The organism is Jejuia pallidilutea (assembly GCF_002973595.1).
Classification (GTDB): Bacteria; Bacteroidota; Bacteroidia; order Flavobacteriales; family Flavobacteriaceae; genus Jejuia; species Jejuia pallidilutea.
On the sequence record NZ_PVEO01000012.1, the window covers coordinates 72,197 to 84,739 of the forward strand.

Annotated in this window: 26 protein-coding genes; all 26 read left to right on the top strand. The window is 35.1% G+C overall.

The window, feature by feature from the left end; all coding sequences use genetic code 11:
• Nucleotides 1-104: 104 nt before the first annotated feature.
• Nucleotides 105-722: a 50S ribosomal protein L3 gene (rplC, locus tag CLV33_RS15695; protein WP_042248722.1), complete on the top strand. Its 618-nt coding sequence runs from the start codon at nucleotides 105-107 to the stop codon at nucleotides 720-722.
• Entirely contained in the window at nucleotides 722-1,351 is a 630-nt protein-coding gene (rplD, locus tag CLV33_RS15700) for a 50S ribosomal protein L4 (RefSeq protein ID WP_042245184.1), read from the top strand. The genes rplC and rplD overlap by 1 nt, the downstream gene beginning before the upstream one ends.
• A gap of 7 nt (nucleotides 1,352-1,358) precedes the next feature.
• Nucleotides 1,359-1,649, top strand: a complete 291-nt coding sequence (rplW, locus tag CLV33_RS15705) for a 50S ribosomal protein L23 (RefSeq protein ID WP_042245187.1) — start codon at nucleotides 1,359-1,361, stop codon at nucleotides 1,647-1,649.
• A 5-nt stretch (nucleotides 1,650-1,654) separates the two neighbouring features.
• A complete protein-coding gene (gene rplB, locus CLV33_RS15710; protein ID WP_105474689.1) occupies nucleotides 1,655-2,482 on the top strand; it encodes a 50S ribosomal protein L2 in 828 nt (275 codons plus the stop codon).
• A gap of 3 nt (nucleotides 2,483-2,485) precedes the next feature.
• On the top strand, nucleotides 2,486-2,764 hold the full coding sequence (gene rpsS, locus CLV33_RS15715) for a 30S ribosomal protein S19 (RefSeq protein WP_042245192.1): 279 nt from the start codon (nucleotides 2,486-2,488) through the stop codon (nucleotides 2,762-2,764).
• A 6-nt stretch (nucleotides 2,765-2,770) separates the two neighbouring features.
• Nucleotides 2,771-3,178 (top strand): 50S ribosomal protein L22, encoded by a 408-nt coding sequence (rplV, locus tag CLV33_RS15720; protein WP_042245196.1) that lies wholly within the window; start codon nucleotides 2,771-2,773, stop codon nucleotides 3,176-3,178.
• Nucleotides 3,179-3,187: 9 nt separating this feature from the next.
• Nucleotides 3,188-3,901 carry a 30S ribosomal protein S3 gene (rpsC, locus tag CLV33_RS15725; protein ID WP_042245199.1) on the top strand — a complete coding sequence of 238 codons (714 nt, stop codon included), beginning with the start codon at nucleotides 3,188-3,190 and terminating at the stop codon, nucleotides 3,899-3,901.
• A 20-nt stretch (nucleotides 3,902-3,921) separates the two neighbouring features.
• A complete protein-coding gene (gene rplP, locus CLV33_RS15730; RefSeq protein ID WP_042245202.1) occupies nucleotides 3,922-4,341 on the top strand; it encodes a 50S ribosomal protein L16 in 420 nt (139 codons plus the stop codon).
• A 12-nt stretch (nucleotides 4,342-4,353) separates the two neighbouring features.
• The gene (gene rpmC / locus CLV33_RS15735) at nucleotides 4,354-4,545 is read left to right on the top strand and encodes a 50S ribosomal protein L29 (protein ID WP_042245206.1); all 192 of its coding nucleotides are present in this window, start codon (nucleotides 4,354-4,356) and stop codon (nucleotides 4,543-4,545) included.
• A gap of 11 nt (nucleotides 4,546-4,556) precedes the next feature.
• The gene (rpsQ, locus tag CLV33_RS15740; protein WP_042245209.1) at nucleotides 4,557-4,814 is read left to right on the top strand and encodes a 30S ribosomal protein S17; all 258 of its coding nucleotides are present in this window, start codon (nucleotides 4,557-4,559) and stop codon (nucleotides 4,812-4,814) included.
• 2 nt (nucleotides 4,815-4,816) lie between these two features.
• A complete protein-coding gene (gene rplN / locus CLV33_RS15745; RefSeq protein ID WP_042245213.1) occupies nucleotides 4,817-5,185 on the top strand; it encodes a 50S ribosomal protein L14 in 369 nt (122 codons plus the stop codon).
• Between the two features lie 15 nt (nucleotides 5,186-5,200).
• Nucleotides 5,201-5,512 carry a 50S ribosomal protein L24 gene (rplX, locus tag CLV33_RS15750; protein ID WP_042245218.1) on the top strand — a complete coding sequence of 104 codons (312 nt, stop codon included), beginning with the start codon at nucleotides 5,201-5,203 and terminating at the stop codon, nucleotides 5,510-5,512.
• A 2-nt stretch (nucleotides 5,513-5,514) separates the two neighbouring features.
• On the top strand, nucleotides 5,515-6,066 hold the full coding sequence (rplE, locus tag CLV33_RS15755) for a 50S ribosomal protein L5 (protein ID WP_042245221.1): 552 nt from the start codon (nucleotides 5,515-5,517) through the stop codon (nucleotides 6,064-6,066).
• A 2-nt stretch (nucleotides 6,067-6,068) separates the two neighbouring features.
• A complete protein-coding gene (gene rpsN, locus CLV33_RS15760) occupies nucleotides 6,069-6,338 on the top strand; it encodes a 30S ribosomal protein S14 (RefSeq protein WP_042245225.1) in 270 nt (89 codons plus the stop codon).
• 74 nt (nucleotides 6,339-6,412) lie between these two features.
• Nucleotides 6,413-6,811, top strand: coding sequence for a 30S ribosomal protein S8 (gene rpsH / locus CLV33_RS15765; RefSeq protein WP_042245228.1), 399 nt, complete (start codon nucleotides 6,413-6,415; stop codon nucleotides 6,809-6,811).
• 18 nt (nucleotides 6,812-6,829) lie between these two features.
• A complete protein-coding gene (rplF, locus tag CLV33_RS15770) occupies nucleotides 6,830-7,372 on the top strand; it encodes a 50S ribosomal protein L6 (protein ID WP_105474690.1) in 543 nt (180 codons plus the stop codon).
• 10 nt (nucleotides 7,373-7,382) lie between these two features.
• A complete protein-coding gene (gene rplR, locus CLV33_RS15775) occupies nucleotides 7,383-7,739 on the top strand; it encodes a 50S ribosomal protein L18 (RefSeq protein ID WP_042245235.1) in 357 nt (118 codons plus the stop codon).
• A 6-nt stretch (nucleotides 7,740-7,745) separates the two neighbouring features.
• Entirely contained in the window at nucleotides 7,746-8,270 is a 525-nt protein-coding gene (gene rpsE / locus CLV33_RS15780; protein ID WP_042245238.1) for a 30S ribosomal protein S5, read from the top strand.
• A gap of 83 nt (nucleotides 8,271-8,353) precedes the next feature.
• Complete coding sequence (gene rpmD / locus CLV33_RS15785; protein ID WP_105474691.1) at nucleotides 8,354-8,533, top strand: 50S ribosomal protein L30; 180 nt, start codon at nucleotides 8,354-8,356, stop codon at nucleotides 8,531-8,533.
• Nucleotides 8,534-8,547: 14 nt separating this feature from the next.
• Nucleotides 8,548-9,000 (top strand): 50S ribosomal protein L15, encoded by a 453-nt coding sequence (gene rplO / locus CLV33_RS15790; RefSeq protein WP_042245244.1) that lies wholly within the window; start codon nucleotides 8,548-8,550, stop codon nucleotides 8,998-9,000.
• A gap of 14 nt (nucleotides 9,001-9,014) precedes the next feature.
• Nucleotides 9,015-10,367 (top strand): preprotein translocase subunit SecY, encoded by a 1,353-nt coding sequence (secY, locus tag CLV33_RS15795; protein ID WP_042245247.1) that lies wholly within the window; start codon nucleotides 9,015-9,017, stop codon nucleotides 10,365-10,367.
• A 10-nt stretch (nucleotides 10,368-10,377) separates the two neighbouring features.
• Nucleotides 10,378-10,593, top strand: coding sequence for a translation initiation factor IF-1 (gene infA, locus CLV33_RS15800; RefSeq protein WP_007094967.1), 216 nt, complete (start codon nucleotides 10,378-10,380; stop codon nucleotides 10,591-10,593).
• Between the two features lie 88 nt (nucleotides 10,594-10,681).
• Complete coding sequence (gene ykgO / locus CLV33_RS15805; RefSeq protein ID WP_013305171.1) at nucleotides 10,682-10,798, top strand: type B 50S ribosomal protein L36; 117 nt, start codon at nucleotides 10,682-10,684, stop codon at nucleotides 10,796-10,798.
• A 3-nt stretch (nucleotides 10,799-10,801) separates the two neighbouring features.
• Nucleotides 10,802-11,176 (top strand): 30S ribosomal protein S13, encoded by a 375-nt coding sequence (rpsM, locus tag CLV33_RS15810; RefSeq protein ID WP_042245253.1) that lies wholly within the window; start codon nucleotides 10,802-10,804, stop codon nucleotides 11,174-11,176.
• A 105-nt stretch (nucleotides 11,177-11,281) separates the two neighbouring features.
• Nucleotides 11,282-11,665 (top strand): 30S ribosomal protein S11, encoded by a 384-nt coding sequence (gene rpsK, locus CLV33_RS15815; RefSeq protein WP_042245256.1) that lies wholly within the window; start codon nucleotides 11,282-11,284, stop codon nucleotides 11,663-11,665.
• Nucleotides 11,666-11,896: 231 nt separating this feature from the next.
• A complete protein-coding gene (gene rpsD, locus CLV33_RS15820) occupies nucleotides 11,897-12,502 on the top strand; it encodes a 30S ribosomal protein S4 (RefSeq protein ID WP_105474692.1) in 606 nt (201 codons plus the stop codon).
• Nucleotides 12,503-12,543: the final 41 nt, after the last annotated feature.

Genomic DNA, 12,543 nt, shown 5'->3' on the forward strand with positions numbered 1-12,543 from the left:
GAAACGTATTTTGTCCCTGAAATTTTTTAAATAAGTAAATAATTATTAATAAGATTAGAGGTTTAGAGTAATCAAAAACCAACAATCGTAAATCGTAAATTAAAATGTCTGGGTTAATTGGAAAAAAAATCGGTATGACCAGCATTTTCGATGAAAACGGGAAAAATATTCCTTGTACAGTAATCGAAGCTGGACCATGTATCGTTACCCAAGTCAGAACCGAAGAAGTAGATGGCTATAAAGCTGTTCAATTAGGTTTCGATGACGCGACAGAAAAAAGCGCAACTAAAGCAGACTTAGGTCATGCCAAAAAAGCGGGTACTTCTGTAAAGCGAAAAATCGTTGAATTTAAAGGTTTTGATGAGGAGTACAAATTAGGAGATGCAATTACTGTTGAACACTTCAGCGAAGGAGAATTTGTTGATATAGCAGGAACATCTAAAGGTAAAGGATTTCAAGGTGTTGTAAAACGTCACGGGTTTGGTGGTGTAGGTCAAGCTACACACGGTCAACATAACCGTTTAAGAGCACCTGGTTCTATTGGAGCTGCATCTTATCCTGCAAGAGTATTCAAAGGCATGAAAATGGCCGGAAGAATGGGTGGAGAAAAAGTGAAAGTTCAAAATTTAAGAGTTTTAAAAGTAGTTGCTGAAAAGAATCTGCTTGTTGTTAAAGGTTGTGTACCTGGACACAAAAACGCTTATGTAATTATTAGAAAATAATGAAAGTAGCAGTTTTAGATATAAACGGAAAAGACACAGGTAGAAAGGCAGACCTTTCTAAAGATGTGTTTGCTATTGAGCCTAATAATCATGCGGTGTACTTGGATGTTAAACAGTATTTAGCAAACCAAAGACAAGGTACTCATAAATCTAAGGAAAGAGCTGAGATAGCTGGAAGTACACGCAAAATTAAAAAGCAAAAAGGAACTGGTACCGCAAGAGCAGGTAGTATTAAATCTGGTGTTTTTAAAGGTGGAGGTCGTATGTTCGGTCCAAGACCTAGAAATTATAGTTTTAAACTTAATAAAAACTTAAAGCGTTTAGCCCGTAAGTCTGCATTAAGTATCAAAGCAGGTGAGCAATCAATTACAGTTATAGAAGACTTTAGTTTTGATGCTCCAAAAACTAAAAATTTCACAGCAGTTTTAAAGGCTTTAGAACTAGAAAACAAAAAATCCTTGTTTGTGTTGGGTGGGTCAAATAATAACGTATATTTGTCATCGCGCAATTTAAAAGGTTCTGAAGTCATAACTTCTTCAGAATTAAACACTTATAAGATTTTAAACGCGAATCAAATAGTGCTTTTAGAAGGTGCTTTAGAAGGAATTGAAACAAACTTAAGTAAATAAGAAACAGATGAATATCTTAATTAAACCTATAATCACAGAAAAAGCGACAGCAGATAGCGAGTTGAGAAACTGCTATACTTTCGCAGTGAACACAAAGGCGAACAAGGTAGAAATTAAAAAAGCAGTTGAAGCTGCTTACGGTGTTTCTGTTGAAAAAGTTCGTACTATAAATGTCCGTCCAGATCGTAGTACCAAGTATACAAAAACTGGTATTCAACATGGTAAAACAAATGCTGTTAAAAAAGCAATTGTACAACTGGCGGAAGGTGAGATGATTGATTTATATGCTAATATGTAATTAGAATGTCAGTAAGAAAATTAAAACCAATCACACCAGGACAGCGATTTAGAGTAGTAAATGGGTATGACGCCATTACTACTGATAAGCCGGAGAAGAGTTTATTAGCTCCGAAAAAACGTTCAGGTGGTAGAAACAGTCAAGGAAAAATGACCATGCGCTACATAGGCGGAGGTCATAAGAAGAAGTATCGTCTTGTAGACTTTAAAAGAGACAAAGCTGGAATTCCTGCCGAAGTTAAAACTATAGAGTACGATCCAAACAGAACAGCTTTTATTGCCTTATTGAATTATCAAGACAGTGAAAAAAGATACATTATCGCTCAGAACGGTTTACAAGTAGGGCAAAATGTGGTTTCAGGTAAAGCAGGTGTTGCTCCAGAGATTGGCAATGCAATGCCATTAAGCGAAATTCCTCTAGGTACCATTATCTCTTGTGTAGAATTACGCCCAGGCCAAGGTGCTGTTATGGCACGTAGTGCTGGTGCTTTTGCTCAGTTAATGGCAAGAGACGGTAAGTTTGCTACTGTAAAATTACCATCAGGAGAAACGCGTTTAGTGTTAACTACTTGTATGGCAACAATAGGTGTTGTTTCTAACTCCGATCACCAATTAATAGTAGGTGGTAAAGCGGGTAGAACAAGATGGTTAGGAAGAAGACCACGTACAAACCCTGTTAGAATGAACCCTGTAGATCACCCAATGGGTGGTGGTGAAGGTCGTGCTTCAGGTGGACACCCACGTTCTAGAAATGGTATACCTGCTAAAGGTTATAGAACCCGTTCTAAAACAAAAGCGAGTAATAAATATATTGTAGAACGTAGAAAGAAATAAGACATGGCAAGATCATTAAAAAAAGGACCTTACGTTCATTATAAATTAGAAAGAAAAGTTGCTGCAAATGTAGAGAACAACAAAAAAACTGTAATCAAAACTTGGTCTAGGGCCAGTATGATTACCCCAGATTTTGTTGGACAAACCATAGCAGTACACAATGGCCGTCAATTCGTTCCAGTTTATGTAACTGAAAACATGGTAGGTCATAAATTAGGAGAATTTTCACCAACACGTTCATTCCGTGGGCATGCAGGTGCAAAAAATAAAGGTAAAAAGTAGTAAGCTATGGGAAGTCGTAAAAAACAAATGGCAGACGCTATTAAGGAAGCAAAAAAACACGTTGCTTTTGCTAAACTTAATAACTGTCCTACGTCACCGAGAAAAATGCGTTTAGTAGCCGATTTAGTAAGAGGCGAAAAAGTAGAAAAAGCACTTAATATCTTAAAATTCAACAATAAAGAAGCATCCGGTCGTTTAGAAAAGCTATTGCTATCAGCTATCGCTAATTGGCAAGCAAAGAATGAGGATGCTGATGTTGAAACTGCAGAATTATTTGTTAAAGAGATTAGAGTTGATGGTGGATCTATGTTAAAAAGATTACGTCCAGCACCTCAAGGTCGCGCGCACAGAATTAGAAAACGCTCTAACCACGTAACACTAGTGGTAGGTGCTAATAATAACACACAAAGCTAAGATAGAGGTATGGGACAAAAAACAAATCCAATCGGAAATCGCTTAGGAATTATCAGAGGATGGGAATCTAACTGGTACGGAGGAAACGATTATGGTGACAAGCTAGCCGAAGACGATAAAATTAGAAAGTACGTTCACGCACGTTTATCTAAAGCAAGTGTTAGTAGAGTAATTATTGAGAGAACTCTTAAGCTTGTAACCGTTACTATCACTACTGCAAGACCTGGTATTATTATCGGGAAAGGTGGACAAGAGGTAGACAAGTTGAAAGAAGAGCTTAAAAAAATTACTGGAAAAGAAGTTCAGATAAATATCTTTGAAATTAAAAGACCTGAACTAGATGCATTTTTAGTAGCATCAAGTATTGCGCGTCAAATAGAGAACCGCATCTCTTACCGTCGTGCAATAAAAATGGCTATTGCTGCTACAATGCGTATGAATGCTGAAGGAATTAAAATTCAAATTAGTGGTCGTTTAAATGGTGCTGAAATGGCACGAAGTGAGCACTACAAAGAAGGACGTATTCCTTTATCAACTTTTAGAGCCGATATTGACTATGCTTTAGTAGAAGCACACACTACTTATGGTAGATTAGGTGTTAAAGTATGGATCATGAAAGGTGAAGTATATGGTAAAAGAGAGCTTTCTCCTCTTGTTGGATTGTCTAAGAAGCAAGGAAAAGGTGGACGTGGTGGAAATAAAGGACCTCGTCGTAGAAAGTAATTTTTTAAAGTAAGAGAAAAATGTTACAGCCAAAAAGAACAAAATTTCGTAAACAGCAAAAAGGGCGCATGAAAGGTAATGCCGGAAGAGGGCATCAACTTTCAAGTGGTACTTTTGGTATAAAATCACTAGACTCGAATTTTTTAACATCGCGTCAAATAGAAGCTGCACGTATTGCTGCTACCCGTTACATGAAAAGAGAAGGACAACTTTGGATAAAAATATTTCCAGACAAGCCTATCACAAAAAAGCCTCTTGAAGTACGTATGGGTAAAGGTAAAGGTGCTGTAGAATATTGGGCAGCCGTTGTTAAACCAGGTCGTGTTTTATTTGAAGTTGGAGGTGTACCTCTAGACGTTGCAAAAGAAGCATTGCGCTTAGCAGCTCAAAAACTACCAGTAAAAACTAAGTTTATAATTGCTAGAGATTACGAAGCATAATAATTTAAGATGATGAAACAATCAGAAATTAAAGAATTATCTGTAGCTGAGTTACAAGAAAAACTTAGTGAAACTAAAAAGAGTTATTCAGACCTTAAATTGTCTCATGCAATATCTCCTTTAGAAAACCCAATTCAGTTACGTTCATTAAGAAGAACCGTGGCTAGAATTGCAACGGAATTAACTAAAAGAGAATTACAATAATTCTGCTGAATATGGAAACAAGAAATTTAAGAAAAGAACGTATAGGAGTTGTTACAAGTAACAAGATGCAGAAATCTATTGTGGTTTCTGAGGTGAAAAAAGTAAAACACCCTATGTATGGTAAGTTCGTGTTAAAAACAAAAAAATATGTTGCGCACGACGAAAAAAACGACTGCAACGAAGGTGATACTGTTAGAATCATGGAAACAAGACCTATGAGTAAATCTAAATGTTGGAGATTAGTTGAAATAATTGAAAGAGCTAAATAATTATGGTACAACAAGAATCAAGATTAAAAGTAGCTGATAACACCGGTGCTAAGGAGGTTTTAACAATCCGAGTACTAGGTGGTACTAAGAGAAGATATGCTTCTGTTGGAGACAAAATTGTTGTTTCCGTAAAAGACGCTACACCTAATGGAAACATAAAAAAAGGTGCGGTATCTACAGCAGTTGTTGTTCGTACTACTAAAGAAGTAAGACGTCCTGATGGATCTTATATAAGATTTGATGATAATGCTTGTGTGCTATTAAACCCAACGGGTGAAATGAGAGGTACACGTGTATTTGGACCTGTTGCTAGAGAACTTCGTGACAAACAGTTTATGAAGATTGTATCATTAGCACCAGAAGTGCTTTAATACAGAAATATTAAGATGGGAAAGCTTAAAATAAAAACTGGAGATACTGTAAGAGTTATTGCTGGAGACCACAAAGGATCTGAAGGTAAAGTACAACAAGTATTAATAGATAAGAACAAGGCGATTGTAGAGGGTGTAAACATGGTTAAGAAACATACTAAACCAAGCGCACAAAACCCTCAAGGAGGAATCGTAGAAAAAGAAGCACCTATACACATGTCTAATTTATCGTTGTTAACTTCAAATGGAGAAACTACTAGAATTGGATATAAGATGGAAGGTGATAAGAAAGTAAGATTTTCAGTAAAATCTAATGAAGTAATATAGTTATGGCATATTCACCAAGACTTAAAGAAGAGTATAAAAGCAGAGTAATTGCAGCTCTTACAGACGAATTTGGGTATAAAAATGTAATGCAAGTTCCAAAACTAAAAAAGATAGTAATATCTAAAGGTGTTGGGGCAGCAGTAGCAGACAAAAAGTTAATTGACCACGCAGTGGAGGAATTAACAACTATATCTGGACAAAGAGCTATAGCTACAATGTCTAAAAAGGATGTTGCATCTTTTAAATTACGTAAAGGTATGCCTATTGGCGCAAAAGTTACCTTACGTGGCGAAAGAATGTATGAGTTTCTAGATCGTTTAGTAACTTCAGCACTACCACGTGTTAGAGATTTTAATGGCATTAAAGCTACTGGTTTTGACGGAAGAGGAAATTACAATCTAGGAATTACCGAACAAATTATCTTCCCAGAGATTAACATTGATAAAGTGAACAAAATCTCAGGAATGGATATTACATTTGTAACTTCAGCTGAAACCGATAAAGAAGCAAAATCATTATTAACCGAATTAGGGGTACCTTTTAAAAAGAACTAAGTATGGCTAAAGAATCAATGAAAGCCCGTGAGGTAAAAAGAGCTAAAACAGTAGCTAAGTATGCTGCAAAGCGTAAGGCTTTAAAAGAAGCTGGAGATTATGAAGCATTGCAAAAGTTACCAAAAAATGCATCTCCTATACGTCAGCATAACAGATGTAAGCTTACAGGTAGACCTAAAGGATACATGAGACAATTTGGGATTTCTCGTGTAATGTTTAGGGAAATGGCAAACCAAGGGTTAATACCAGGTGTAAAAAAAGCATCTTGGTAAATAAAGAATTATAAACTGGTAGAAGGTTCAAACTGAAGGACAGTTTTGAAAACCATTACCGCAAATTAATAAATATGTATACAGATCCAATAGCGGATTATCTAACTAGAGTTAGAAATGCAATTAGAGCTAACCACAGAGTGGTTGAGATTCCTGCATCTAACTTAAAGAAAGACATCACTAAAATATTATTCGAGCAAGGATATATTTTAAGTTACAAGTTCGATGACTCTACTGTACAAGGCACTATTAAAATAGCGCTTAAATACAATAAAGAGACTAAAGAGCCTGTAATTAAAAAGATTCAGCGTATCAGTAAACCAGGTTTACGTAAGTATGCTGGTGCTAAAGAACTACCTAGAGTACTTAACGGTCTTGGTATTGCCATAGTATCTACATCTCACGGTGTAATGACAGGTAAACAAGCTACAAGAGACAACATAGGTGGAGAAGTATTATGTTACGTTTACTAATATTAAAGGGAGAAAGAGATGAGTAGAATAGGAAATAACCCAGTAGCAATTCCTGAAGGAGTTACAGTAGAAGTAAAAGATAACGTAATTACAGTAAAAGGAAAATTAGGTGAATTAACGCAGAATTTTGATACTGTAACTATTAAAGTAGAAGAAGGTAATGTTTTTGTTGAGCGTTCTGCTGAAACTAAAGAGCACAAGGCAAAACACGGATTATATAGATCACTTGTTAACAATATGATTGCAGGTGTTTCTAAAGGTTGGACTAAAGAATTAGAATTGGTTGGTGTAGGTTATAGAGCAACAAACCAAGGACAGAAGTTAGATTTGGCTTTAGGATTTTCTCATAATATAGTTATGAGCATTGCTCCTGAAGTTAAAATAGAAACTGTTTCAGAAAAAGGAAAAAATCCAATCATTAAATTAACCTCTCACGATAAACAATTAGTTGGTCAAGTAGCAGCTAAAATTCGCGGTTTCCGTAAGCCAGAACCTTACAAAGGAAAAGGAATTAAGTTTGTTGGTGAAGAATTAAGAAGAAAAGCAGGTAAATCAGCTTAATAATTGAGTTATGGCATTAACAAAGAATCAAAGAAGATTAAGAATAAAAAGCAGAATCCGAAAGGTTGTTTCTGGTACAGAAGCAAGACCACGATTAGCTGTTTTTAGAAGTAATAAAGAAATCTATGCTCAAATAGTTGATGACGTTTCTGGTAAAACCATTAGCGCTGCATCTTCTAGAGATAAAGATATAGCGAAAGCTAAAGGAAACAAAAGTGAAGTTGCTGCTTTAGTAGGAAAAGCAATTGCAGAAAAAGCTTTGAAAGCTGGTATAGAAACTATTTCTTTTGATAGAGGTGGATATTTATATCATGGTAGAGTAAAATCATTAGCCGAAGGCGCAAGAGAAGCAGGACTTAAATTCTAAGAAATTATGTATCAAAAATATAAAAGCGCAGAATTAGTAAAACCAGGTGGACTAGATCTTAAAGATCGTTTAGTTGGTGTGCAAAGAGTTACTAAAGTAACAAAGGGTGGTAGAGCATTCGGTTTTTCAGCAATAGTTGTTGTTGGAGATGAAGCAGGTGTTGTAGGTCAAGGTTTAGGGAAATCTAAAGATGTAGCTAGTGCAATCGCAAAAGCTGTTGAAGATGCTAAGAAAAATCTTGTACGTATTCCTATTAGAAAAGGAACTCTACCTCATGAGCAAAAAGGGAAATATGGTGGTGCAAGGGTAAATATTATTCCTGCAGCTCCAGGTACTGGAGTAATTGCTGGTGGTGCTGTTAGAACTGTTCTTGAAGCAGTTGGTGTACACGATGTATTATCAAAATCTCAAGGATCGTCTAACCCTCACAATGTTGTGAAAGCCACTTTCGATGCTTTATTACAACTAAGAGATGCAAATGCAATTGCAAGAGACAGAGGTATTTCACTTGAAAAAGTTTTTAACGCATAAATAGTTTTTGGTTCATAGTTAATAGTTATCGGTTTTACAGCGATTAACAAATAACTAACAACCAATAACCAATAACTAAAAAAATGGAAAAAATTAAAGTAACAAAAGTTAAAAGCGCTATTAATCGTACGCAAAGACAAAAAAGAACTTTAGAAGCTTTAGGTCTTAAAAGGATTGGACAAGTAAAAGAGCATGAAGCTACACCAAACATTCTTGGTATGGTTGCTAAAGTGTCACATTTAGTTTCTGTAGAAGAAGCTTAAAATATAACTATAAAATGGATTTAAGTAACTTACAACCGGCAAAAGGATCGGTAAAAACACAAGGCAAGCGAGTAGGTCGCGGACAAGGTTCAGGAAAAGGTGGTACTGCTACACGTGGTCACAAAGGAGCTAAGTCGCGTTCTGGATATTCTAAGAAATTAGGATTTGAAGGCGGACAAATGCCACTACAAAGACGTGTGCCTAAATTTGGTTTTACTAACATTAACCGTGTAGAATATCAAGCAGTAAATTTAGATACTTTACAAGCGTTAGTAGACGAAAAGAAAGTAAAAGATACAGTAGATTTTGAAACACTATTATCTAATAGATTAGCTGGTAAGAACAATTTAGTTAAGGTATTAGGTAGAGGAGAATTAAAAGCAAAACTAAAAGTATCGGCTCACAAGTTTTCTGCTTCAGCTAAAGCTGCTATAGAAGCAGCTGGAGGAGAAGCTATAACTTTATAAGATTACATTAACGTATGAAATTTATAGAATCAATAAAGAATGTTTGGAAAATTGAAGAGCTAAGAAACAGAATCATAGTTACTTTGAGTCTGCTATTAGTCTATCGATTTGGTGCCCAAGTTGTATTACCAGGTATTGATGCTGCACAATTAAGCGGACTAGCTGATAAAACTGATGGTGGTTTATTAGGTTTACTTAACGCCTTTACAGGTGGTGCTTTTGCCAATGCTTCAGTTTTTGCATTAGGTATCATGCCATACATTTCGGCTTCTATTGTTGTACAGTTAATGGGTATTGCTATTCCTTATCTTCAAAAATTACAAAAAGAAGGTGCTAGTGGTCAGAAGAAAATTACACAGATAACACGTTGGTTAACCATAGCTATTTGTTTAGTCCAAGCACCAGGATATTTGGCAAGTTTACCAGCTTTAGGAATTCCTCAGTCTGCATTTTTATTAGGTACAGGTGGATTGTTTTATTTCTCTTCCATAGTAATTTTAGTTACAGGTTGTATCTTTGCTATGTGGTTAGGTGAAAAAATCACCGATAAAGGAATTGGTAATGGCATTTCATTATTAATTATGGTAGGGATTATTGCAACATTACCACAATCGTTTGTACAAGAATATGCAGCTAGAGTTACTGAATCTAACGGTGGTTTAATTATGATTTTAATTGAGCTTGTAGTTTGGTTTGTTATCATTTTAGCGTCAATAATGTTAGTAATGGCAGTTAGGAAAATTGCCGTACAGTATGCAAGACGTACTGCTTCTGGCGGTTATGAAAGAGCCGCCGCTGGTGGATCCAGACAATACATTCCTTTAAAGTTAAATGCATCTGGTGTAATGCCTATAATTTTTGCTCAGGCTATTATGTTTGTGCCGGGATTAATTGGAGGGTCATCTTTCTTAAAAGATACTTCAGCTGGTTTATGGATGCAGACTAACTTTTCTGATATTTTCGGATTTTGGTATAATGTAATTTTTGCTTTGTTAATTATAGTATTTACTTATTTCTACACAGCAATTACAGTACCTACTAACAAAATGGCAGACGATTTAAAACGTAGTGGTGGTTTTATTCCAGGAATTCGCCCAGGTTCTGAAACGTCTGAGTATTTAGATAAGATTATGTCTCAAATAACATTGCCAGGTTCTATTTTTTTAGCATTAATCGCTATATTTCCAGCGTTTATTGTTAAGCTAATGAACGTAACTCAAGGATGGGCATTGTTTTTTGGAGGAACATCATTACTAATTATGGTTGGTGTTGCTATAGATACGATGCAGCAAATAAATTCGTATTTATTGAATAGACATTATGACGGCTTGATGAAAACAGGTAAAAATAGAAAAGCAGTAGCTTAATATAGATATTATGGCAAAACAAGCGGCAATAGAACAAGACGGAACAATTATAGAAGCATTATCAAATGCTATGTTTCGTGTTGAATTAGAAAATGGTCACATTGTGACAGCACATATTTCTGGTAAAATGCGTATGCATTACATTAAGTTGTTACCAGGGGACAAAGTGAAATTAGAAATGAGTCCTTATGATTTAACTAAGGCTCGTATAACGTATAGATATTAAAAGTTCGACGTTTTAAGTTCAAAGTTTAAGGTTATTTCAAACTTTGGATTTTGAACCTAGAACCTAGAATTTTGAACATAAAATTATTATGAAAGTAAGAGCATCAGTTAAAAAAAGAAGCGCAGATTGTAAAATTGTGCGTAGAAAAGGTAGACTTTACGTGATAAACAAAAAGAATCCTAGATTTAAACAAAGACAAGGGTAAATTATGGCAAGAATTGCAGGTGTAGACATACCAAAACAAAAAAGAGGCGTTATCTCTTTAACCTATATCTATGGAATAGGTAAAAGTAGAGCACAAGAAATTTTAGCTACAGCTAAAGTAGACGAGAACACTAAAGTACAAGATTGGACAGACGACGAGATTGGAGCAATTCGTGAGGCTGTTGGAACTTATACAATTGAAGGTGAATTGCGTTCTGAAACTCAAATTAACATTAAACGTTTAATGGATATTGGGTGTTACAGAGGTATTCGTCATAGAGCAGGTTTGCCTTTAAGAGGACAACGCACTAAAAACAACTCTAGAACGAGAAAAGGTAGAAGAAAAACGGTTGCTAATAAGAAAAAAGCAACTAAATAATAATTAAAGACGTTGGTCATTAGTGTTTAGACGTTAGATGAATCTGTTCGAAATCGGAAGGTTTAGGATTCTAACAACTAAAGCTAACAACTATAACAAAACAATATGGCAAAGTCAAGTACTAAAAAACGTAAAGTAATAGTAGACGCTATTGGAGAAGCACACGTAACAGCTTCTTTTAATAACATTATCATTTCATTAACCAATAAGAAGGGAGATGTAATCTCTTGGTCTTCTGCTGGTAAAATGGGATTTAGAGGGTCTAAGAAAAACACACCTTATGCTGCACAATTAGCAGCAGAAGACGCTTCAGCAGTAGCATTAGAAGCGGGCTTAAAAAAGGTGAAAGTTTATGTAAAAGGTCCAGGTAATGGTAGAGAGTCTGCTATAAGATCTATTCACAATGCAGGTATAGAAGTTACAGAAATTATAGATGTAACACCATTACCACATAATGGATGTCGTCCACCAAAACGTAGAAGAGTTTAACAAATTACGATTTTAGATTTTCGATTTCAGGTTTTTTATAAAAAATCTCTAATCTAAATAGATAAAATTGACTTAAAATTAATATCATCTGTTTGTCAGATGGTATTAATTTTTTGTATAAATTTGCAAACCGAAAAAATCAAATAATAACAAGTATCAACAAGAGTATAACGGTTATCGAAGGATAAGATTAAGACCTTAATTCATAACTACTCTTAAAAACAATTAAAAATGGCAAGATATACTGGTCCTAAAACTAAAATCGCCCGTAAATTTGGCGAAGCTATCTTTGGAGAAGACAAATCTTTTGAAAAAAGAAATTACCCTCCAGGACAACACGGAAATAATAGACGCCGTGGTAAAAAATCTGAATACGCTATCCAATTAATGGAAAAGCAAAAAGCTAAATATACTTATGGTATTTTAGAACGTCAATTTAGAGGATTATTTAAAAAGGCAAGAGCCGCTCAAGGTATTACAGGTGAAGTATTATTACAACTTTGTGAATCTAGACTAGATAATGTGGTTTACAGAATGGGAATTTCACCATCTAGAAGTGGAGCACGCCAATTGGTATCTCACAGACACATTACTGTTAATGGTGAAATTGTAAATATACCTTCTTACCAATTAAAAGCAGGAGATATTGTTGGAGTTAGAGAAAAATCAAAATCACTTGAAGCTATTGATAAATCTTTATCTAACTCAAGCCACGTTTATGAGTGGATTACTTGGAATAACGATACTAAGCAAGGAACTTTCGTTTCTGTGCCTGCTAGAATTCAAATTCCAGAAAACATCAATGAGCAATTCATAGTAGAATTATATTCTAAATAATATATTAATCATATTGGTATTTGGCCAAAGGGTTTATTAGT

Excerpts from the sequence above, each read along its gene's own strand:
- rplC (WP_042248722.1), top strand. The coding sequence starts at position 105 with ATGTCTGGGTTAATTGGAAAAAAAATCGGTATGACCAGCATTTTCGAT.
- rplD (WP_042245184.1), top strand. The coding sequence starts at position 722 with ATGAAAGTAGCAGTTTTAGATATAAACGGAAAAGACACAGGTAGAAAG.
- rplW (WP_042245187.1), top strand. The coding sequence starts at position 1,359 with ATGAATATCTTAATTAAACCTATAATCACAGAAAAAGCGACAGCAGAT.
- rplB (WP_105474689.1), top strand. The coding sequence starts at position 1,655 with ATGTCAGTAAGAAAATTAAAACCAATCACACCAGGACAGCGATTTAGA.
- rpsS (WP_042245192.1), top strand. The coding sequence starts at position 2,486 with ATGGCAAGATCATTAAAAAAAGGACCTTACGTTCATTATAAATTAGAA.
- rplV (WP_042245196.1), top strand. The coding sequence starts at position 2,771 with ATGGGAAGTCGTAAAAAACAAATGGCAGACGCTATTAAGGAAGCAAAA.
- rpsC (WP_042245199.1), top strand. The coding sequence starts at position 3,188 with ATGGGACAAAAAACAAATCCAATCGGAAATCGCTTAGGAATTATCAGA.
- rplP (WP_042245202.1), top strand. The coding sequence starts at position 3,922 with ATGTTACAGCCAAAAAGAACAAAATTTCGTAAACAGCAAAAAGGGCGC.
- rpmC (WP_042245206.1), top strand. The coding sequence starts at position 4,354 with ATGAAACAATCAGAAATTAAAGAATTATCTGTAGCTGAGTTACAAGAA.
- rpsQ (WP_042245209.1), top strand. The coding sequence starts at position 4,557 with ATGGAAACAAGAAATTTAAGAAAAGAACGTATAGGAGTTGTTACAAGT.
- rplN (WP_042245213.1), top strand. The coding sequence starts at position 4,817 with ATGGTACAACAAGAATCAAGATTAAAAGTAGCTGATAACACCGGTGCT.
- rplX (WP_042245218.1), top strand. The coding sequence starts at position 5,201 with ATGGGAAAGCTTAAAATAAAAACTGGAGATACTGTAAGAGTTATTGCT.
- rplE (WP_042245221.1), top strand. The coding sequence starts at position 5,515 with ATGGCATATTCACCAAGACTTAAAGAAGAGTATAAAAGCAGAGTAATT.
- rpsN (WP_042245225.1), top strand. The coding sequence starts at position 6,069 with ATGGCTAAAGAATCAATGAAAGCCCGTGAGGTAAAAAGAGCTAAAACA.
- rpsH (WP_042245228.1), top strand. The coding sequence starts at position 6,413 with ATGTATACAGATCCAATAGCGGATTATCTAACTAGAGTTAGAAATGCA.
- rplF (WP_105474690.1), top strand. The coding sequence starts at position 6,830 with ATGAGTAGAATAGGAAATAACCCAGTAGCAATTCCTGAAGGAGTTACA.
- rplR (WP_042245235.1), top strand. The coding sequence starts at position 7,383 with ATGGCATTAACAAAGAATCAAAGAAGATTAAGAATAAAAAGCAGAATC.
- rpsE (WP_042245238.1), top strand. The coding sequence starts at position 7,746 with ATGTATCAAAAATATAAAAGCGCAGAATTAGTAAAACCAGGTGGACTA.
- rpmD (WP_105474691.1), top strand. The coding sequence starts at position 8,354 with ATGGAAAAAATTAAAGTAACAAAAGTTAAAAGCGCTATTAATCGTACG.
- rplO (WP_042245244.1), top strand. The coding sequence starts at position 8,548 with ATGGATTTAAGTAACTTACAACCGGCAAAAGGATCGGTAAAAACACAA.
- secY (WP_042245247.1), top strand. The coding sequence starts at position 9,015 with ATGAAATTTATAGAATCAATAAAGAATGTTTGGAAAATTGAAGAGCTA.
- infA (WP_007094967.1), top strand. The coding sequence starts at position 10,378 with ATGGCAAAACAAGCGGCAATAGAACAAGACGGAACAATTATAGAAGCA.
- ykgO (WP_013305171.1), top strand. The coding sequence starts at position 10,682 with ATGAAAGTAAGAGCATCAGTTAAAAAAAGAAGCGCAGATTGTAAAATT.
- rpsM (WP_042245253.1), top strand. The coding sequence starts at position 10,802 with ATGGCAAGAATTGCAGGTGTAGACATACCAAAACAAAAAAGAGGCGTT.
- rpsK (WP_042245256.1), top strand. The coding sequence starts at position 11,282 with ATGGCAAAGTCAAGTACTAAAAAACGTAAAGTAATAGTAGACGCTATT.
- rpsD (WP_105474692.1), top strand. The coding sequence starts at position 11,897 with ATGGCAAGATATACTGGTCCTAAAACTAAAATCGCCCGTAAATTTGGC.